Genomic DNA, 19,704 nt, shown 5'->3' on the forward strand with positions numbered 1-19,704 from the left:
TTCGTAGCGACCTGATAAGTCAGACCAGAAGGTTTTCCAGCACCCGGCGGTAGATTCCGGTGAGAGTATCCAGTTCGCTGATACTGGTGTGCTCGTCCACCTTGTGGATGGTGGCGTTCACCGGTCCCAGTTCCACCACCTGGGCACCGGTGGGGGCGATGAAGCGGCCGTCGCTGGTACCGCCGGCGGTGGACAGTTCGGTGTCACGGCCGGTTTCCTGGCGGATCGCCGTCACGGTGGCGTCCACCAGGGCGCCGCGATCGGTCAGGAACGGCTGTCCGGACAGCGTCCATTGCAAGTCATAGTCCAGGCCGTGTTTGTCCAGAATCGCCTCGGTGCGCTCGCGCAACCGCGCTTCGGTGAGTTCGGTGGAGAAACGGAAATTGAACAGCACCCGGCACTGGCCCGGAATCACGTTGGTGGCCCCGGTCCCGGCCTGAACGTTGGAAATCTGGAAGCTGGTGGCGGGGAAAAAGTCGTTGCCCCGGTCCCATTCCTCGGCGGCCAGTTCCGCCAGGGCGGGCGCGGCCTGGTGCACCGGATTACGGGCCAGATGCGGGTAGGCCACATGGCCCTGGATGCCTTTGACCGTGAGCACGGCGCCAAGGGAGCCGCGCCGGCCGTTTTTAATCACATCGCCGACGGTGTCGGTGGAGGAAGGTTCGCCCACCAGGCAGTAATCGATGGCCTCGTTGCGTCCCTGCAAGTATTCCACCACCTTGACGGTACCGTTCACCGACGGCCCTTCCTCGTCGGCGGTGATCAGAAAACCGAGGCTGCCATTGTGATCGGGATGGCTGGCGACGAAGTCCTCCACCGCCACCAGCATGGCGGCGATGGAGCCTTTCATATCGGCCGCGCCGCGACCATAGAGCAAGTCGCCGTCGATGGTGGGGGCGAACGGATCATGGGTCCATTCCGCGCGCTCCCCGGTGGGCACCACATCGGTATGCCCGGCGAACACAAACAGCGGACCGTCGTTGCCGCGCCGCGCCCACAGATTGCGCACCTCTTCGAACCACAGGGTTTCGCACTGGAAACCCAGGGCTTCCAGTTTTTCAATCATCCAGTCCTGGCACCCTTGGTCTTCCGGCGTAACGGAAGGGCGGCGGATCAGTTCCCGGGCGTAGTCGAGGGTTTTGCTCACCATGGGCTCCCGTGTCGGTGTGGGCGTCAGTTGTGCTTGTGCAGCTCTTCGTTCAGTGCGATGGCGCTCTTGTTGGTCCGGCATTGCACCGCGCCGCTTTCCGAGTTGCGGCGGAACAGCAGATCGGACTTGCCGGCCAGATCCCGGGCCTTGACGGTATCGACCACGCCACCGTTTTCATCCAGCACTTCCACCTTGGTACCGGAAGTGATGTAGAGACCCGCTTCGATGGTGCAACGGTCTCCCAGCGGGATGCCGGTGCCGGCGTTGGCGCCGAGCAGGCAGCCTTCGCCCAGGGAAATGACGATGTTGCCGCCGCCGGACAGCGTACCCATGGTGGAGGCGCCGCCGCCAATGTCCGAGCCCTTGCCGACAAACACGCCGGCGGAGATACGGCCTTCGATCATGCCCGGGCCTTCGGTGCCGGCGTTAAAGTTGATGAAGCCCTCGTGCATGATGGTGGTGCCTTCGCCCACATAGGCGCCGAGACGGACCCGGGCGGTGTCGGCGATGCGCACGCCGGTGGGGATCACGTAGTCGGTCATTTTCGGGAATTTGTCGACGCTGTTCACTTCCAGCAGCTTGCCGTTGAGGCGGGCCAGCAGTTGACGCTCCGGCAGTTCTTCCAGATCCACCGCGCCTTCGTTGGTCCAGGCCACGTTCGGCAGCAGCGGGAAGATGCCGCTGAGGACCACGCCATGGGGTTTGACCAGGCGATGGGAGAGCAGATGCAACTTCAGATAGGCTTCCGGGGTGGAGGCCGGCTCGGCGTCGGTTTCCAGGATGGTGAGCACCACCGGGCGCTCGGATTCCTGGAACGCCACGGCGTAGCTGGCCTCATGTTCGAAACCGGCTTCACGCCATTCCCGGGCCAGATGTTGTACCTGGCGATGGGTCAGTTCCAGGGCGGCATTGCCACCTTGGTATCCCACTTCCTCGCGCACGACCTCGATCAGCTTGGGATCCGGGTTCAGGTAGGGATCCGGATAAAACACTTCCAGCCAGTTGTCGTCGCGGTTCTTGGTGCCGCAACCCAGGGCGAAGGCGAAAATCGTGCTCATAACAGTCTCCTTTGGCGTCGAACGTCAGACCAGGGCGCCCGACGCTGATTAAAACAAAGCTCTTCTAAAACAGCGTTTGCCATTGGTCGGCGTTGAAGCCGGCCACCAGGGTTTCGCCGTGCTGGAGGATCGGCCGCTTGATAACCGATGGGTTGTCCCGAGCCACGGCCACCGCCTGTTCGGCGTCCATGTTGTCGCGCACATCCTGATCCAGTTTACGCCAAGTGGTGCCGCGACGGTTGATGACGGTTTCCCAGCCCAGTGTATCGATCCAGCGGCGCAATGCCGCTTCCGGCACGCCTTCCTTCTTGTAATCGTGAAACACGTACTCCACGCCCTGGTCGTCCAGCCAGACCCGGGCTTTCTTCATGGTGTCGCAGTTCTTGATGCCGTAAAGGGTAGTGGCCACGGTTAAACTCCTTGCTGTGCTCGAATACACGCTCTTACAGACGCTTGATCAGCGCACGCATGCGCTCGGCGCCTTCCACGCACTGGTCCAGTTCCGCCACCAGGGCCATGCGCACTCTGTTGCTGCCCGGGTTGCGGCCGTCCACGGTGCGGGACAGGTAGCGGCCGGGCAACACGGTGACGTTCTCTTCCGCCTTCAGTTGACGGGCGAAACTCTCGTCGTCGATGGGCGTGCGTGGCCACAGGTAAAAGCCCGCGTCCGGGGCGGATACCTTAAGTACGTCACCGAGAATGTCCAGCACCGCGCGGAATTTTTCCACATACAGAGCGCGGTTGGTTTGCACGTGGCTTTCGTCGTTCCAGGCGGCGATGCTGGCCAACTGGTGATGGACCGGCATGGCGCAGCCGTGATAGGTGCGGTAGCGCAGGAACCGTTGCAGGATTTCGCCATCACCGGCGACGAAACCGGAACGCAACCCTGGCAGGTTGGAGCGCTTGGACAGGGAATGGAACACCACGCAGCGGCGGTAGTCGTGGCGGCCCATTTCCGCGCAGGCCTGCAGCAGGCCGGCGGGGGCCTTGTCCTGATAGATTTCCGAGTAGCACTCATCGGAGGCGATGACGAAATCGTACTTGTCCGCCAGTTGGATCAGCGCTTTGAGTTGTGCCTTGGAAAGGGTGGCGCCAGTGGGGTTGCCGGGGGTGCAGACGAACAGCAGCTGAGTGCGAATCCATACGTCCTCGCCGACCGCGTCGAAATCCGGTTGCAGGCCGGAGGCGCTGGTGCAGGGCAGGTACACCGGCTCGCCACCGCCGAGCAGAGTGGCGCCTTCGTAGATCTGATAGAAAGGGTTGGGCATCAGTACCAGCGGCCGGCGCTGCCGGTCCAACAGGGCCTGGGTGAAGGCGAACAGCGCTTCGCGGGTACCGTTCACCGGAATCACCTGCCGGTCGTGGTCCACCGAGGTCAGCTTGAAGCGGCGTACCAGCCAGTCGGCGATGGCCTGGCGCAGTTCCGGCAGGCCGTTGGTGGCCGGATAGCGGGACAATAAACCGGTATTCTCGCGTAGCACTTGTTGCACGAATTCCGGCGCCGGATGCTGTGGTTCGCCGATGGAAAACGACACCGGGGATTGGTCCGAGGCGGGCAGGTTATTGAACAGCGTCGCCAGTTTTTCAAAAGGGTAGGGGTGCAGCTGCTCCAAATCCGGATTCATGAGGCGCCGGCGCTCCTTGATCAAATAGTGGTGGAAAAAGTGTCGTTCTGATTGCGCTTGTCCAGTTCCCGCATGAGCGTGTCCTGCAGGTGCTGGCACAGCTCCGGGTCGGATACCGGATCGCCGTTGAGGTCGGTGACGAAGAACACGTCCTCGACCCGCTCCCCGAGAGTGGCGATGCGGGCGTTCTGCACCAGCAGCTCGAACTGCACGAAGATGCGGCCGATGTGGGCCAGCAGGCCGGGACGGTCCAGGGTGTGGATGTCCACCACGGTGCGGTCATTGACGATGTCGTTGCTGATCACCACCTGGGTTGGCACATCGAAGTGCTTGTGCCGGCGGGGCATGCGCCGGCTTACCGTGGTGCCGAATTGCTCAGGGTGCTTGAGCGTCTCGGTCAGGGTCTGACGGATGTGTTCAATGCGCGGCCAATCGTCACCAATCGGCGTGCCATGCTCGTCCAGAACGATATAGGTATCCAGACTGAAGCCATCGGCGCTGGTGATGATGCGGGCGTCCATGATGGTCAGGCCCAGGGCGTCGAGCGCGTTCACGGTGGCGGCAAACAGATTCTGGGTATCGGGCGTGTAGATGAAGATTTGCGAGCCGCCCTCGGTTTGCCCCTGGCCCATCTGATTTTCGCGGATCAATACCAGTGGATCTTGCGGATTGGGGCGGCCGAGCAGGGCCTCGGTGTGCCAGGCGATGTCCCAGGGGGTTTCGCGAAGAAAATACTCATCGCCGATGTTGGCCCACAGTGCTTCCACCGCTTGTGGGTCCTGATCGCGATCCACCAGCATCTTGAGGGCCGCTTCGTGGGTCTCGTCGATCCAGTCCTGTTTGTCCAGCGGATTGTTCAGGCCGCGGCGCAGGGCGCGCTTGGTTTCCACGTACAGCTGGCGTAACAACGAAGCGCGCCAGGAATTCCAAAGACTCGGGTTGGTGGCGTTGATGTCCGCCACGGTGAGCACGTAGAGGTAGTCCAGGTGCACCAGATCGCCGACCACGCGGGCGAATTCGTGTACCACGTCCGGATCGGAAATATCCTTGCGCTGGGCGGTGACGCTCATGGTCAGATGGTTGCGGACCAGCCAGGCCACCAGTTTACCGTCCCAGCTGCTGAGGCCATGGCGTTGGCAAAAGGCGATGGCGTCCTCGGCCCCCAGTTCGGAGTGATCGCCGCCACGGCCCTTGGCGATGTCGTGATAAAGGCCGGCCACGTACAGCAATTCCGGTTTGGGCAGCCGGTAAAACACCTCGCTGGCCAGCGGGAACGTTTCGCGCATGTCGTCATAACGCAGCCGGCGCATGTTCTTGATCACCAGCAGGGTATGGGCATCGACGGTGTAAATATGGAACAGGTCGTACTGCATCATGCCGATGACGCGGCCGAACTCGGGCAGGTATTTGCCGAGCAGCCCGTAGCGTTTCATCCGCCGCAACTGGGTGAACAACGAGTGAGGACTGCGCAGCAGTTGCATGAACAGGGCGGTGTTGGCGGGATCGTTGCGGAACTGATCGTCGATGGTGGGCCGGGCTTCGATCAGCGCGCGAATAGTCTCCGCGCGAATGCCTTTCAGGTCCGGGTTCTGGGCCAGTAGCACGAACATTTCCAGCATCGCCGAAGGGTGCTTCTGGAATACATCCGGGGCGCTGATTTCCAGGTAATCATTACGCGCCTGGAAGCGGCGGTTGAGCGGGCGCTTCTTTTCCGGGGTGGGGAGGTCCGGGGTGGTGAGGTTGGGGGGGCCGGCGCGCAGAATCGCCTCGTCGAACAATTGCAGCAGCATCTCATTGAACACCGACATGGCCAGCGCCACCCGGTAGAACCCTTTCATGAAATGCTCCACCGCCAGGTTGGCGTCGGAATCCCGGTACCCCAGGCGGTCCGCCAACTGCCGTTGATGATCGAACAACAGCCGGTTCTCGTTGCGCCCGGTGAGAGAGTGCAGGGCCCAGCGGATGCGCCACAATTCGGCCAGCCATTTCCGCAGTAGAGCGTGCTCCTTGCGGGTGATGAAGCCGGCCTCGACCATGGTGTCGATGCTGTCGGCACCGAAATGCCGGCGCGCCACCCAGGAGATCATCTGAAAGTCACGCAGGCCGCCGGGGGCGTTCTTTAGATCCGGTTCCAGGTTGTACTCGGTATCATTGTGCTTGGCGTGGCGGGCGGTCTGCTCGTCCCATTTCGCGGCGAAGAAGCGGTCCGCCGGCCACATCCGGTCCGGGGCGGTGCGCTCGGCCAGGGCGGTCAGGACCGCGTCGTCGCCGGCCAGGGTGCGCGCTTCCATGATATTGGTGGCGACGGTGATGTCCTCGGCGGCCAGGGCCACGCACTCGTCAAGGGTGCGCACGCTGTGGCCGATTTCCAGGCCGATATCCCAAAGAAAGGCGACAAAGCCTTCCAGGGAGCCACAGGCCCGCTCGTCGGGGGTCTGACGGAACAGCACCATCAGGTCCACATCGGAGTAGGGGTGCAACTCGCCGCGGCCATAACCGCCCACGGCCACCAGAGCGGCGTCGCTCAAACCGTCCAGACCGAACAGGGACCAGGCGGCGATCAGGACCCGGTCCACCAGGGTGGCGCGGCCGTGCACCAAATCCTCGATCGGGGTCTGGTCAAAAGCGGCGTCCAGGCGGGCCTGCCCTTCCTCCAGGTAGGCCCGGGCGGCTTGCCCGGGCTGGTCGGCATCGCGCAGACGGGTAAGAAGGTCTGACTGACTCAGAGGGGGCGTCAACGTCATGCTGGAACCTGCCACATAAAAGAAGGGGCCGGCTCAGGGCCGGCCTCCGGGTTGGACGAGCCACCGAGGTGGGTGCCGTCCGATCATTCTACACAAACCACCGGTGACACGAACGGCTCAATACAGGTCCTGTTCCTCGTCGCGCGCGGTCAGTACTTCGTAGCCGTCGGCGGTGACCGCGATGGTGTGCTCCCATTGGGCGGACAGCTTGCGGTCCTTGGTGACCACGGTCCAGCCGTCCGGCAGCACCTTGTTGGAGGCCTTGCCGACATTGATCATCGGCTCGATGGTGAACACCATGCCCTCGACCAGCTCCAGGCCGGTGCCGGTTTTGCCGTAGTGCAGCACCTGGGGCTCCTCGTGAAAGCCCTCGCCGATGCCGTGGCCGCAGTATTCGCGTACCACCGAGAAGCGCTCGCTCTCGGCCAGTTTCTGGATGCGGTGACCGATGTCGCCCAGGCGTACCCCGGGCTTGACCATCTTGATCCCGGCCAGCATGCATTCACGGGTGGTTTCCACCAGACGGCGGGACAGCACCGACGGTTCACCCACGTAATACATCTTGCTGGTATCGCCGTGCCAGCCGTCCTTGATCACGGTGACGTCGATATTGATGATGTCACCGCTTTTGAGCACCTTTTTCTCGCTGGGGATGCCGTGGCAGACCACGTGGTTCACCGAGGTGCAGATCGACTTGGGGAAGGGGATTCGGCCGGGGGCGCCGCCGTAACCCAGGCAGGCGGGGATGGCATTCTGCTTGTTGACGATGTGGTCATGGCAGAGTCGGTCCAGGTCCTCGGTGGTTACCCCCGGCTGAACATGTTCGCCAATCATTTCCAGGACTTCGGCGGCCAGACGGCCGGCTTCGCGCATTTTGGCGATTTGTTCGGGGGTTTTGATCACTACATTCATGCCAGGAACCTGTTCGTGGTAAAAGGTGTTGTCGTCAGCGAAAACCGCGGTAAATAAAGACCGGAGTCAGTAAAGGTCGAGAGTGAGTCCGGTGTCTACTCTGGAGACCAAGGGAAAAATACCGTGTTTTCAGAGACTTGGGCGGACCCGGCCGGGCAGCGTCCGGGTCTTTTCCGTTGCCTCGACGGGGCGGTCGTGGTATAAAGCGCCCGCTTTCTCGCTCGTCGGCGGTGCCGCATTGTAACCGTTCGGCGGTGAGGAGTGGAGCCTTGCGCCGGACAACCCTTCCCGATCACGGGAAATGGGGGTTCCGGCCGGGTAAACAACGACACACACGTTCCGACACATGGCTCGGGGTGCCTCCCGGCGCTTTCCCGGTTTTACGGGGAAGACCAGAGGTTGGGTCATGAGGGGGCGTGGAGGCCTAACCCTTGGAGTTTACATTATGTCTAGCGTAACCATGCGCGATATGCTGAAGGCCGGCGTGCACTTCGGCCACCAAACCCGTTACTGGAACCCGAAGATGAAGCCGTTCATCTTTGGTGCCCGCAACAAGATTCATATCGTTAACCTGGAATCCACCCTGCCGTTGTTCAACGAAGCCATCGGCTTCCTGAACAAACTGGCCGCCAGCAACAACAAGGTTCTGTTTGTTGGCACCAAGCGCGCCGCTCAGAAAGCGATTCGCGAGGAAGCCAAGCGTTGCGGCATGCCCTATGTGGATCACCGTTGGCTCGGCGGCATGCTGACCAACTGGAAGACCATCCGTCAGTCCATCAAGCGTCTGCGTGATCTGGAAGCGCAAAGCGAAGACGGCACCCTGGACAAGCTGACCAAGAAAGAAGCCCTGATGCGCCACCGTGAGATGGACAAGCTGGAACGCTCCATCGGTGGTATCAAGGAGATGGGCGGCCTGCCGGACGCGCTGTTCGTGATCGACGTGGACCACGAAGACATCGCCGTTCAGGAAGCCCGCAAACTGGGTATTCCGGTGGTGGCGGTGGTGGACACCAACTCCGACCCGGATGATATCGACTACGTCATCCCGGGCAACGATGATGCCATTCGCGCTATTCAGCTTTATGTCCAGGCCGCCGCTGACGCGATCCTGGAAGGCAAGGAATACGCGAAAAACAGTGGTGCCGGCGGCGAGAATGAATTCGTCGAGGTAGTGGAAGACTCGGAAGCCGACCAGGCCGAGGGTTGATTCGCGTCGGGCCGGGGAGAACTCCGGCCCGTGCCACCTGACTCAACACCCTGTTAAAAAGATTCAAGAGGTAAGCATGGCTGCTGTAACTGCTGCAATGGTGAAAGAGCTTCGTGAGCGCACCGGCCTGGGCATGATGGAGTGCAAAAAGGCGCTGGTTGAAGCGGACGCGGATATCGAAAAAGCCATTGATGACCTGCGCAAATCCGGCCAGGCGAAAGCCGCCAAGAAAGCCGGTCGTACCGCCGCCGAAGGCGCCGTGGTCGTGGCCACCAGCGATGATAATTCCAGTGCGCTGATGGTTGAAATCAACTCCGAAACCGACTTCGTCGCCCGCGATGAGAACTTCCTCGGTTTCGCCAATAAAGTGGCCAAGGCCGCTCTGCAGGCCGGTGCCACCGACGCCGCCGCGATCGCCGAGCTGAAGCTGGAAGACGGCGCCTCCGTGGAAGAAGCGCGTCAGGCTCTGGTGCAGAAAATTGGCGAGAACATCCAGGTGCGTCGCGCCGTGGCTCTGAACGTGGATGGCGGCGTGGTCGCTTCTTACGTGCACGGCGGCAAAATCGGCGTGCTGGTTTCCCTGTCCGCGGGTAATGCCGAGCTGGGTAAAGACGTGGCCATGCACGTGGCCGCGGTGGCGCCGATGGTGGTCAAGTCCGACCAGGTGCCCGCCGAGACGCTGGATAAAGAGCGTGAAATCATCCGCGCTCAGCCGGATATGGAAGGCAAGCCGGCGGAAATCGTCGAGAAAATGGTGGGTGGCCGCATCAACAAGTTCCTGAAGGAAGTGAGCCTGCTGGATCAGCCCTTCGTGAAGGATCCCAACACCTCCGTTGGCAACCTGGTGAAAGGCGCCGGTGCCGAGGTGGTGGCTTTCGAACGCCTGGTGGTGGGCGAAGGCATCGAGAAGGAAGAAGTGGATTTTGCCGCCGAAGTGATGGCTCAGGCGAAACGCTAAATCGCGCGCCGCATGGCGTGCCGGGGCGGCGGCCGTAAAGCTCGCGTTATCTTTACGCCGCCGCGCCACCAAAACGCCTTGTTGGGCTCCCCAGCAAGGCGTTTTTTTAAGAATCGATTATTGAAACCGGGTGCCAACCGGCGCACCCGATGACTTCCGCGCCGATGGCGGTGCTCTTTATAAGGGCTGCCCGGTTTTCGCGAATTTCGCGGAGGCGGCGTGGGAAGCGTGTGAGCAAATCTCCGCCGGCGCGATTAAACAGTTGCATCCTCGCGTGCGGCGGGTAGTGTGTCGAGAGTCCTGTGGCCGCGGTACGCTCGCGAGCCGGGCCATTTCAGGCGCACGGACCGGACGATTAGCAAATGGCGGGTATTCCATGAGTGGCGGAGAGCATGATATGGCCAAGAGCAAGGAGCGTTCACCGCGCTACAACCGCATCCTTCTCAAGCTGAGCGGTGAGGCGTTGGCGGGCGATGAGGGGTTTGGTATCGACCCCCGGGTACTGGACACCTTGTCCCTGGAGATCGGTCAGTTGGTGGGCATTGGTGTTCAGGTCGGCATCGTGATTGGTGGCGGTAACCTGTTTCGCGGCGCCGCCCTGCAAACAGCCGGTCTGGACCGGGTGGCGGGCGATCACATGGGAATGCTGGCCACGGTAATGAATGGCCTGGCGATGCGTGATGCGCTGGAGCGCTCCAATATTCGTACCCGGCTGATGTCGGCCATTCCCATGAGCGGTATCGTGGAGCATTATGATCACCGGCACGCCATCCGCTATCTCAAAAACGGCGAAGTGGTGATCTTCTGTGCCGGCACTGGCAACCCGTTCTTCACCACGGATTCCGCCGCCTGCCTGCGCGGTATCGAGATTAGCGCCGACGTGGTGCTCAAGGCCACCAAGGTGGATGGCGTCTATGACGACGACCCGGTGAAGAACCCCGAAGCACGCAAATATGACCGCCTGACCTTCGACCAGGTGCTCGACAGCAAACTCGGCGTGATGGACCTGACCGCCATTTGTCTGTGTCGTGACCACGACATGCCGTTGCGTGTGTTCAACATGAACAAACAGGGCGCGCTGCTGAATCTGATGCTGGGGGGCAATGAAGGCACCCTGGTGGCGTCCGAAGTACAGGAGGCGGGCTCCGAAACCGCGTAGTCGGCGAACATTCGGAACGCAGCCCAGTGAGAACAGGCGAGGAATCGAAAGGTGATCGAGGACATCAAGAAAGACGCTGAATCACGTATGAAGAAGAGCCTGGAGGCTCTGGACGTGGCTCTGAAGAAAGTGCGCACCGGGCGCGCTCATCCCAGTCTGCTGGACACTGTCCATGTGTCCTATTACGGCTCGGACACGCCGTTGAGCCAGTTGGCCAACATCAGTGTGGAAGAGGGGCGTACCCTGTTGGTGTCGCCGTTCGACAAGAGCCTGGTGCCGGATGTCGAGAAGGCCATCCTGACGTCCGACCTGGGCCTGAATCCCTCCACCGCTGGTACCGTGATCCGGTTGCCGCTGCCGCCGCTGACCGAGGAAACCCGTCGGGATCTGGTGAAGGTGGTGCGCGGCGAGGCCGAGCATGCCAAGGTGGCGATCCGCAACATCCGCCGTGATGCCAATGGTGACTTCAAGGATTTGCTCAAGGAGAAGGAAATCTCCGAGGACGAAGCCCGTCGCGGCGAGGAGCAAATTCAGCAGCTGACCGACCGAATGGTCGGTGAGGTGGAGAAGATGCTCAAAGTCAAGGAAGAGGAGTTGATGACCGTTTGAGGATCCCGGGATCCTCAAACGGCCAGTGCGGGCGCCGGCGGTTACCGGCGCCTGCGTTGTTTAGGGTGGTACGGGACGGCGAAACGGATCAGATTCGTTCGTTGCCTGACGAACAACAAGGACGATAACCCGGAGGTTCTTGATGGAAGAAACCCGACCGGTTTCCTCGGCGCCGGACCTGGATTCCCACACCGGGGCCTTGCCGCGTCATGTCGCCATCATCATGGACGGCAACAACCGTTGGGCCCGCCAGCGCGATCTGCCCGGCGTCGAAGGCCATCGGGCTGGTGAAGCCACGGTACGGGAAGTGATTCGCCGTGCCGCCCGTCGCGGTATCGAAGCGGTGACGCTGTTCGCGTTCAGTTCCGAGAACTGGCGCCGGCCGGAGGACGAGGTACAGCATCTGTTGGCGCTGTTCGTCCACGCGCTCGGGGCGCGGGTCGCCGAACTGCATGAGAACGGCATCCGCCTGCGCTTCATCGGTGAGCGCTCCGCCTTCAATGACGGCTTGCGCCGGGGCATGGCCGAGGCCGAGCAACTGACCGCCAATAACGCCGGCATGACCCTGGCCATCGCGGTTAACTATGGTGGCCAGTGGGATCTGACGCAGGCCGCCCGGCGTGTGGCGCGGCGGGTGCTTGACGGCGAATTGACGGTTGAGGAGATCACCGACGCCGAACTTGGCGGCCATGTCAGCCTGGCCGATCTGCCGCCGCCGGACCTGTTGATCCGCACCGGCGGCGAGCAACGCCTGAGCAACTTTCTGTTGTGGCAGGCCGCCTACAGTGAATTTTATTTCACGCCAACCCTGTGGCCGGATTTCGACGGTCAGGCGCTGGACCGGGCGCTGGCGGATTACGCCTCCCGGCAGCGCCGTTTCGGGCGCTCCGGCGAGGAAGTCAGTCGCCTCGATGGAGACTCCTCATGCTGAAACAGAGGGTGATCACCGCTCTGATTCTGTTGCCGATCGTGCTGGGCGCGGTTTTTGGCCTCGGCCGGGTGCCGTTCGCGGTGATCGCCGGTGTGTTCTTCGTCGTCGGCGGCTGGGAATGGTCCGGCATGATGCGTGGCCTGGGCCAGGGCGGTCGTCTGCTGTGGTGTTTGTCCCTGGCGCTGCTGATGGTGGCGGTCGAGATCTGCCGTCCGGCCTGGGTGCTGAACGCGCTGCCGTTATGGTGGTTGCTGGCGCTGGTGATGGTGCTTGGCTACCCGCGTAACGCCCGGCTGTGGTTCCGGACGCCGATCATGGTGGTGGTGGGCTGGCTGCTGTTGATACCGTCCTGGGCCGCGGTAGTGGAACTGCAGGATCGGGGGGCACTTGGTCTGGCCGGTCCCTGGGCGCTGCTGTTCATTCTGGTGTGGGTATGGGCGGCCGATACCGGCGCATATTTTGCCGGCCGGGCCTTTGGCCGGCATAAGCTGGCACCGCTGGTCAGTCCCGGCAAGACGGTGGAAGGGCTGGTCGGCGGTGCTCTGCTGGCACTGGCCGTGGTGGCCCTGGTGTACGCCACCGGCTGGCTGCGGGCGACCTTGCCGGCGCTGTTGATCGTCGCGTTAATGACCGTGCTGGCCTCGGTGCTGGGTGACCTGTTCGAGAGCATGGTCAAGCGTGAGCGCGGTATCAAGGACAGTGGCTCGGTATTGCCGGGCCACGGCGGTATGCTGGATCGTATCGACAGTGTCACCGCCGCTTTGCCGGTGGCGCTGGCCGGCCTTAACTGGTTCTCCCTGCCAGGAGGCGTGCTGTGAAGGAGCGTATTACCGTCCTCGGTGCCACTGGCAGCATCGGCTGCCAGACCCTGGAGGTGCTGGCCCTGCACCCGGAGCGCTATGAAGTGGTGGCGCTGACGGCGGGCCATCGCTGGCGGGAGCTGGCTGAGCAGTGCCTGCGTTGGCGTCCGCGCTACGCCGCCCTGGCGGATGAGCAGGCCACCGTCGAGCTTCGGAACCATCTCAAGGCGGCAGGGTCAGACACCGAAGTGCTGGCCGGGCACCAGGGCGTGTGCGCTGTCGCCGGTCTGGACGAGGTGGACACGGTGGTGGCCGCCATCGTCGGCGCCGCCGGCGTGCGTCCAACTCTGGCGGCGGTTGGCGCCGGCAAGAAAATTTTGCTGGCGAACAAGGAAACCCTGGTGGTGACCGGCGCGCTGTTCATGGACGCGGTGAAGCGCCATGGCGCCACGCTGCTGCCGGTGGATTCCGAGCACAACGCCATTTTCCAATGTCTGCCCCGGGATGGTGTGGATCAGGGCGTGCGCAGAGTGCTGCTGACCGCCTCCGGCGGTCCGTTTCTGGGCTGGTCCGCGGAGCAACTGGCGTCGGTGACGCCGGAGCAGGCGGTGCGCCATCCCAACTGGGACATGGGGCCGAAGATTTCCGTGGATTCCGCCACGTTGATGAACAAGGGGCTGGAATTCATCGAGGCTTGCTGGTTGTTCGATATGCCGCCCGAGCGGGTGGACGTGGTGATTCACCCGCAAAGCGTGGTGCATTCCATGGTCGAATACCTGGACGGCTCGGTGCTGGCCCAGATGGGCACACCGGACATGCGCACGCCGATCGCCTGCGCCCTGGCGTGGCCGCAACGGATCGCCTCCGGCGCGCCGTCACTGGATTTCGCCACCCTGGCCGAGCTGCGTTTTCTGCCGCCGGACGAACAGGCCTTTCCCTGTCTGGCCCTGGCCCGGCAGGCGATGCAGGCGGGCGGTGCCGCCACCGCCGTGCTCAATGCCGCCAATGAAGTGGCGGTGGCCGCTTTTCTTGACGGCGGGCTGGGTTTCCAGCATATCGGTAGCGTGGTGGCGAATACCCTGGACGCATTGCCCGGCGGTCGCTGTGACGATGTGGACGAAGTGATGGACCTGGACTCCCGCGCGCGGGATCTGGCCCGCCAACAAGTACAGGGCCTGGGCCGATGAAGGAGACGGTGTGAAACGCGATGGACAGACAGTGATGCCGCCGCTGATGGCTTGTACAGAGGTCAATCGATGCTGACGGTTCTGGCTTTCATCGTCACCATTCTGGTCATCGTAGCCTTCCATGAATGGGGACATTTTCTGGCCATGCGCGCTTTCGGCGTGCGGGTTTTGACGTTTTCCGTGGGCTTTGGCCCGCGCCTGTGCCGTGTCACTGATCGTCGTGGCACCGATTGGGTGATCAGCGCGATTCCCCTGGGCGGCTTTGTCAGGCCTCTGGATCGCCGGGACGGCGATCTCCCGGACGATGCCACCCCGGATGAGGAATTCTCCGGCAAACCCGCCTGGCAGCGTGTGATCGTCTATGCCGCTGGCCCCATATTCAATTTCATTCTTGCTTTCCTGATTTACTGGCTGTTGATGATGACCGCCGGTGAGCGTGGCTATGCGCCGGTGGCGGGCAATCCGGCGGTGGACTCGCCGGCGGCGGTGGCGGGTTTCGAGCCTGGTGATCACCTGCTCAGTGTCGGCGGTCGCGCAGTGCGGACCTGGCAGGATGTGATGGGCCGGCTGGTGTTGCACCTCGGCGACGCCGAACCGGTGCCGGTGCAAGTGCGGGACCGCCAGGGCCAGGAGCGGACGCGGCAATTGGATATCAGTGCCTGGTCCCGGGATCCGGAACAGTCGCCCTTGCCGGTTCTGGGCCTGAGCCCGGCGGTGGTGATTGGCGAGATCGCCGAGGGTAGCGGGGCCCAGCGCTCCGGCGTGCGGACTGGCGATCAGGTGCTGACCACCGACGGACAGCTGGTGCCGGGCTGGAGCGCCTGGCGGCAGAAGTTGCAGGAGAGTCCGGGGCGGGCGCTGCCCGCCACCGTGCTGCGTGACGGTCGCGAGCATTCCCTGACCCTGCATCCCGAGCCGGTGATGCTGGAGGACCGTGTGGTTGGTCAGCTCGGTGTGCTGCCCGGCGGGATCGTCGAACAACGTTATAATCCGCTATCGGCGCTGGACGCCGCTGGCGATCGCCTGGCCGAACAGGCTGGCGTGGTGTGGGCGAGTATCGCCAAATTGTTTACTGGTCATCTGCCACTGGATAGTCTCGGTGGGCCGGTGACCATTGCCCAGGTGGCCGGGCAAAGCGCGGAGGTTGGAATTCTCAGCTTCCTGATGCTGCTGGCCTATCTCAGTATCACCCTGGGCATTATCAACCTGCTGCCGGTGCCGATGTTGGACGGCGGTTGGATTCTTTTCGGCATCATCGAAATGATTCGCGGGCGCAGCCTGCCCGAGCGGTTCCTGACCACCGCTCAAGGGGTGGGGTTGACGCTGGTGATGAGTTTCATGTTGTTGGCCATCTACAACGATCTGGTGCGACAGTTTTCATGAGATACCGGGAAACGACCCAAACCCTGTTCGGCGGGGTAGTGCTGACTCTGGGGGCGCTGAGCCCCGCGCTGGTACAAGCCCAGGAAGCCGTGCCGTTTCAAGTGAGGGATATCCGCGTGGAGGGGCTGCAGCGCATCCCCGTCGAGCGGGTATACGCCACCTTGCCCATTCAGCCCGGTGACACCGTGACCCGGCAAAGCGTGGTGCAATCGGTGCAGGCCCTGTTCGCCACTGGCAATTACGAGGACGTGCAGCTGGGGCGCGACGGCGACGATCTGGTGGTGATGGTCTCCGAGCGACCGAGCATTGCCCGTATTGAGCTCTCCGGTAACAAGTCGATCGAGGAGGACGCCCTGCGCAAGGGGCTGACCGAAGCCGGCCTGGCCGAAGGCGAGGTGTTCCAGCGCTCCACCCTGGAAGCGATCTCTGGCGAGCTGGAACGGCAGTACGTGGCTCAGGGCCGCTACGGCGCGGACATCAGCACTGAAGTGACGCCCCTGCCGCGGAACCGGGTGGCGCTGAAGATCGACATCTACGAAGGCAAATCGGCGCGCATCAACGACATCAACATTGTTGGCAACACCGTGTTCGATGACGACGAGTTGCTCAACGTCTTCAATTTGCGGCCGTCACACTTCTGGTCGTTCATCAAGGGCGACGACAAATACAGCCGCGAACGGCTGGCCGGTGATCTGGAGCAACTGCGGTCGTACTACCTGGATCGGGGTTACATCAACTTCTCCATTGAGTCCACCCAGGTGGCGGTGACGCCGGACCGGGAAAAAGTGGCGCTCACCATCAACGTCAACGAGGGCGAGCAGTACACCGTCAACAGCATCAAGCTGGCCGGTGACCTGGTGGTGGACGAGGAGCAGTTGCGTTCGCTGGTGGTGCTGGACGAGGGGCAGGTCTTCAGCCAGCAACAAGTGACCTATACCAGTGATTTGATCAAGCGCCGCCTTGGTAATGAAGGCTACACCTTCGCCGAGGTACGCGGCATTGATCAGGCAACCAATGATGAGGACAACACCGTCGACGTGGTCTTTTACGTCGAGCCGGGCCGTAAGGTTTATGTGCGCCGTATCAATTACAACGGCAACCAGAAAACCGCCGATGAAGTGATGCGCCGGGAGATGCGCCAGTTCGAGCAGGCGCCGGCCAACACCGCGTTGATCGATCTGTCCCGTCAGCGTCTCGAGCGTCTCGGTTACTTCAGCGCGGTGCAGGCGGACACCGATCCGGTGCCCGGTTCCGATGACCTGGTCGATGTGAATTACCAGGTGGAGGAACAACCGTCCGGTTCCATCGGCGCCAATGTGGGTTATTCCGACGCTTCCGGTATGGTGTTCGGCGCCAACATCAGTCAGAACAACTTCCGCGGTACCGGTAACCGGGTGTCCTTCGCACTGAGCCGAAGTGATATCCGTGATGCCTACAGCTTCTCCCACTACAACCCGTACTACACTCTGGATGGTGTCAGCCGTGGCTTCAGTCTGTACTACTCCAAGATTGATTTTGATGAAGCCCGGGTCTCCTCCTACGCCGCGGACCGCGCCGGTGGCTCGGTGACGTTCGGCTATCCGATCTCCGAATACACGCGCCTGAGTTTCGGCGGTGGTCTGGAGCGAACCAAAATTTCCGATGGTGAGTTCATTGCCGTGGACATCGCCCGCTTCATGGAAGAAGAAGGGCGCACCTTTGACGAAATCAAGACCAATGCCACCTTGCGCACCAGTACCCTGAACCGGGGCATCCTGCCGGACCGTGGCTGGGCCAGCACCCTGAATCTGGAAGTGGCGGTGCCCGGCTCTGATTACCTGTTCTATAAACTGAGTTGGGATGGCGAGAAGTACTTCCCGATCACCAACCGCTGGACCTTGCGTACCCGCAGTAGCGTCGCCTACGGGGATGGCTATGGCGACAACGAGGTGTTGCCGTTCTTCGAAGCGTTCTACGGCGGGGGGATCGGTTCGGTCCGGGGCTATGAGTCCCGCTCTCTGGGCCCCCGTTCCGATGCGCTGTATTATGCGCAACGCGGCGAAGTGGACCCGGATCCCGATCCGATCGGCGGTAACCTGCTGACCGAACTCAGCGTGGAACTGATTTTCCCGACGCCGTTCGCGGCGGAATCCCGTAGCGTGCGGACGTTCCTGTTCGCCGATGCGGGTAATATTTTCGAGACCAAACGGGATGATATCGACGCCGATTTCGCCGTCCAGGATCTGCGGGCATCGGTGGGTATTGGCCTGAGCTGGCTCACCGCCATCGGTCCACTCAGCTTCAACCTGGCCAAGGCGATCAACAACGAGTCCGGCGACGATACCGAGGTGTTCCAGTTCTCCCTGGGGCAGACGTTCTGATAGAGATGGGCCAGAGGCAGGCCCGGCGATGCCGGGCCTTTGTTGTTATAGGGAAGGGACCTGTTAGGAGCGGTTTATGAAGAAGAGCTTGCTTGTTGTGCTGATGCTGTTGCCGATGCTGGCCAGCGCGGAAATGCGGATCGGTGTGGTGGATCCGATCGGTGCCTTGCAGGAGGCCGACGAATTCAAGACCCGCTACAGCAAACTGGAATCCTCTTTACAGGGTGACCAGGCGCGGCTGGAACAACTGGGTAAGGAAGTGGAAGGGCTGCGTGATCGCCTCGACAAGGAAGGCATGACCATGGGGGAGGACGAACGGCAGCGTTTGCAAACCCAGGGACAGCAGAAGATGATCGAGGTGCAGAACCTGCGTCAGTCCGCGCAAAAGAAACTGGGACGCGGTCAGCAGGAAATCCTGGATGTGATGGAGCCGAAGCTGCGTGAAGCGGTGGAAGCGGTGTCCAAGAAGCGTAATCTGGACATGGTCCTCAACGGCCAGGCGGTGGTGTACCTGAAGGGCGATGAGCCGGATATCACCAAGGATGTCACCCAACAACTCAATCGCATGAAATAATCGATGACGGTTACTCTGGAATTTCTCGCCCGGGAGCTGGAAGCCGAGCTGCATGGCCCGGCGGATGCCGAGGTCAGTGGTCTCGGTACCATCGGTGCCGCCGGTCCACGCCAACTCACCTTTCTGGCCAACCCCCGCTATCGCGCCTTTCTGGAGAACACCAGCGCCGGCGCGGTGTTGCTGAGCGCGGATCAAAGGGAGCATTGCCCGGTACCCGCTCTGGTGGTGAAGGACCCGTACCTGGCGTTCGCCAAAGCCAGCCATTTCTTTGATACCGCGCCGCGGGTGCCCGCCGGCGTCCATCCGAGTGCGGTGGTGGATCCCACGGCGACGGTGCCAGAGTCCGTATCACTGGGCCCGAATGTGGTGATCGAGGCCGACGTGGTGCTTGGTGAGGGCACCGTGGTGATGGCCAATTCGGTGATCGGCGCCGGTACCCGAATCGGTGAACAGGGCCGCATCTGGCCGAATGTTACAATTTATCATGGTGTTACCATCGGACCGCGGACTACCATTCACTCCCATACCGTGATTGGCGCGGACGGGTTCGGCTTCGCCTTCAATGGCGCGGGTTGGACCAAGGTGGCGCAGGTTGGCGGTGTGCGTATCGGCGCGGACGTGGAAATCGGCGCCGGCACCACTATTGATCGCGGGGCCATCGAGGACACCGTGATCGGCAATGGGGTAATCCTGGATAATCAGATTCAGGTGGCCCACAACGTGGTGATCGGCGATCATTCCGCCCTGGCCGGCAAAGTCGGTATCGCCGGCAGCAGCCGTATCGGTAGTTACTGCATGATCGGTGGCGCGGTGGGAATCTCGGGTCACCTGGAAATCTGTGACCAGGTACAGATTCTCGGCATGTCCCTGGTATCCCGTTCGATCAAGGAACCGGGAACTTACGGGTCGGCGCTGCCCGTGGACAAACAGGACCGTTACCGCCGGAATGTGGCGCGTTTTCGCCACCTGGACGAGTTGTCCCGGCGGGTTCGTCGTCTGGAAAAGGCGCGGGGCGGGAACAGCGAAGACTGAATCCCAGGCCGCGTC

General features: G+C 62.2%; 17 protein-coding genes. 11 read left to right on the plus strand and 6 right to left on the minus strand.

Translation table 11 applies throughout. The annotated features are described in order from the left end of the window. Positions 1-19: 19 nt before the first annotated feature. The 6 genes from dapE to map form a co-directional block, all read right to left on the minus strand. Positions 20-1,150: a succinyl-diaminopimelate desuccinylase gene (gene dapE / locus E0L37_RS15155; protein WP_133492548.1), complete on the minus strand. Its 1,131-nt coding sequence runs from the start codon at positions 1,148-1,150 to the stop codon at positions 20-22. A gap of 23 nt (positions 1,151-1,173) precedes the next feature. Beyond that, positions 1,174-2,208: a 2,3,4,5-tetrahydropyridine-2,6-dicarboxylate N-succinyltransferase gene (gene dapD / locus E0L37_RS15160; protein WP_014994263.1), complete on the minus strand. Its 1,035-nt coding sequence runs from the start codon at positions 2,206-2,208 to the stop codon at positions 1,174-1,176. A gap of 64 nt (positions 2,209-2,272) precedes the next feature. Further along, positions 2,273-2,617 (minus strand): ArsC family reductase, encoded by a 345-nt coding sequence (locus E0L37_RS15165; protein WP_133492549.1) that lies wholly within the window; start codon positions 2,615-2,617, stop codon positions 2,273-2,275. 34 nt (positions 2,618-2,651) lie between these two features. Further along, complete coding sequence (gene dapC / locus E0L37_RS15170; RefSeq protein WP_133492550.1) at positions 2,652-3,833, minus strand: succinyldiaminopimelate transaminase; 1,182 nt, start codon at positions 3,831-3,833, stop codon at positions 2,652-2,654. Between the two features lie 20 nt (positions 3,834-3,853). Beyond that, positions 3,854-6,577 (minus strand): [protein-PII] uridylyltransferase, encoded by a 2,724-nt coding sequence (locus E0L37_RS15175; protein ID WP_133492551.1) that lies wholly within the window; start codon positions 6,575-6,577, stop codon positions 3,854-3,856. Between the two features lie 117 nt (positions 6,578-6,694). Continuing rightward, positions 6,695-7,489, minus strand: coding sequence for a type I methionyl aminopeptidase (map, locus tag E0L37_RS15180; protein ID WP_133492552.1), 795 nt, complete (start codon positions 7,487-7,489; stop codon positions 6,695-6,697). A 445-nt stretch (positions 7,490-7,934) separates the two neighbouring features. Here map and rpsB point away from each other — a divergent pair, with 445 nt between their 5' ends. The 11 genes from rpsB to lpxD all read left to right on the plus strand — a co-directional run bounded on the left by rpsB (position 7,935) and on the right by lpxD (position 19,689). Continuing rightward, the gene (gene rpsB, locus E0L37_RS15185) at positions 7,935-8,696 is read left to right on the plus strand and encodes a 30S ribosomal protein S2 (protein ID WP_133492553.1); all 762 of its coding nucleotides are present in this window, start codon (positions 7,935-7,937) and stop codon (positions 8,694-8,696) included. Between the two features lie 76 nt (positions 8,697-8,772). Further along, positions 8,773-9,654, plus strand: coding sequence for a translation elongation factor Ts (tsf, locus tag E0L37_RS15190; RefSeq protein WP_133492554.1), 882 nt, complete (start codon positions 8,773-8,775; stop codon positions 9,652-9,654). Between the two features lie 397 nt (positions 9,655-10,051). Continuing rightward, positions 10,052-10,813, plus strand: a complete 762-nt coding sequence (gene pyrH / locus E0L37_RS15195; RefSeq protein WP_236564142.1) for a UMP kinase — start codon at positions 10,052-10,054, stop codon at positions 10,811-10,813. Positions 10,814-10,864: 51 nt separating this feature from the next. Further along, positions 10,865-11,422 carry a ribosome recycling factor gene (gene frr / locus E0L37_RS15200; protein ID WP_133492556.1) on the plus strand — a complete coding sequence of 186 codons (558 nt, stop codon included), beginning with the start codon at positions 10,865-10,867 and terminating at the stop codon, positions 11,420-11,422. Positions 11,423-11,564: 142 nt separating this feature from the next. Continuing rightward, positions 11,565-12,353, plus strand: a complete 789-nt coding sequence (gene uppS / locus E0L37_RS15205) for a polyprenyl diphosphate synthase (RefSeq protein WP_133492557.1) — start codon at positions 11,565-11,567, stop codon at positions 12,351-12,353. Then, positions 12,347-13,171 (plus strand): phosphatidate cytidylyltransferase, encoded by an 825-nt coding sequence (locus tag E0L37_RS15210; protein WP_133492558.1) that lies wholly within the window; start codon positions 12,347-12,349, stop codon positions 13,169-13,171. The genes uppS and E0L37_RS15210 overlap by 7 nt, the downstream gene beginning before the upstream one ends. Continuing rightward, positions 13,168-14,340: a 1-deoxy-D-xylulose-5-phosphate reductoisomerase gene (ispC, locus tag E0L37_RS15215; protein ID WP_133492559.1), complete on the plus strand. Its 1,173-nt coding sequence runs from the start codon at positions 13,168-13,170 to the stop codon at positions 14,338-14,340. The genes E0L37_RS15210 and ispC overlap by 4 nt, the downstream gene beginning before the upstream one ends. Positions 14,341-14,409: 69 nt before the next feature. Beyond that, on the plus strand, positions 14,410-15,723 hold the full coding sequence (gene rseP, locus E0L37_RS15220; protein WP_133492560.1) for an RIP metalloprotease RseP: 1,314 nt from the start codon (positions 14,410-14,412) through the stop codon (positions 15,721-15,723). Further along, positions 15,720-18,083, plus strand: a complete 2,364-nt coding sequence (gene bamA, locus E0L37_RS15225) for an outer membrane protein assembly factor BamA (protein WP_133492561.1) — start codon at positions 15,720-15,722, stop codon at positions 18,081-18,083. The genes rseP and bamA overlap by 4 nt, the downstream gene beginning before the upstream one ends. 76 nt (positions 18,084-18,159) lie before the next feature. Then, positions 18,160-18,657: an OmpH family outer membrane protein gene (locus E0L37_RS15230; RefSeq protein WP_133492562.1), complete on the plus strand. Its 498-nt coding sequence runs from the start codon at positions 18,160-18,162 to the stop codon at positions 18,655-18,657. Between the two features lie 3 nt (positions 18,658-18,660). Continuing rightward, positions 18,661-19,689 carry a UDP-3-O-(3-hydroxymyristoyl)glucosamine N-acyltransferase gene (lpxD, locus tag E0L37_RS15235; protein ID WP_133492563.1) on the plus strand — a complete coding sequence of 343 codons (1,029 nt, stop codon included), beginning with the start codon at positions 18,661-18,663 and terminating at the stop codon, positions 19,687-19,689. Positions 19,690-19,704 lie beyond the last annotated feature (15 nt).

The organism is Alcanivorax sp. 24, assembly GCF_004360225.1.
GTDB classification, from domain to species: Bacteria; Pseudomonadota; Gammaproteobacteria; order Pseudomonadales; family Alcanivoracaceae; genus Alloalcanivorax; species Alloalcanivorax xiamenensis.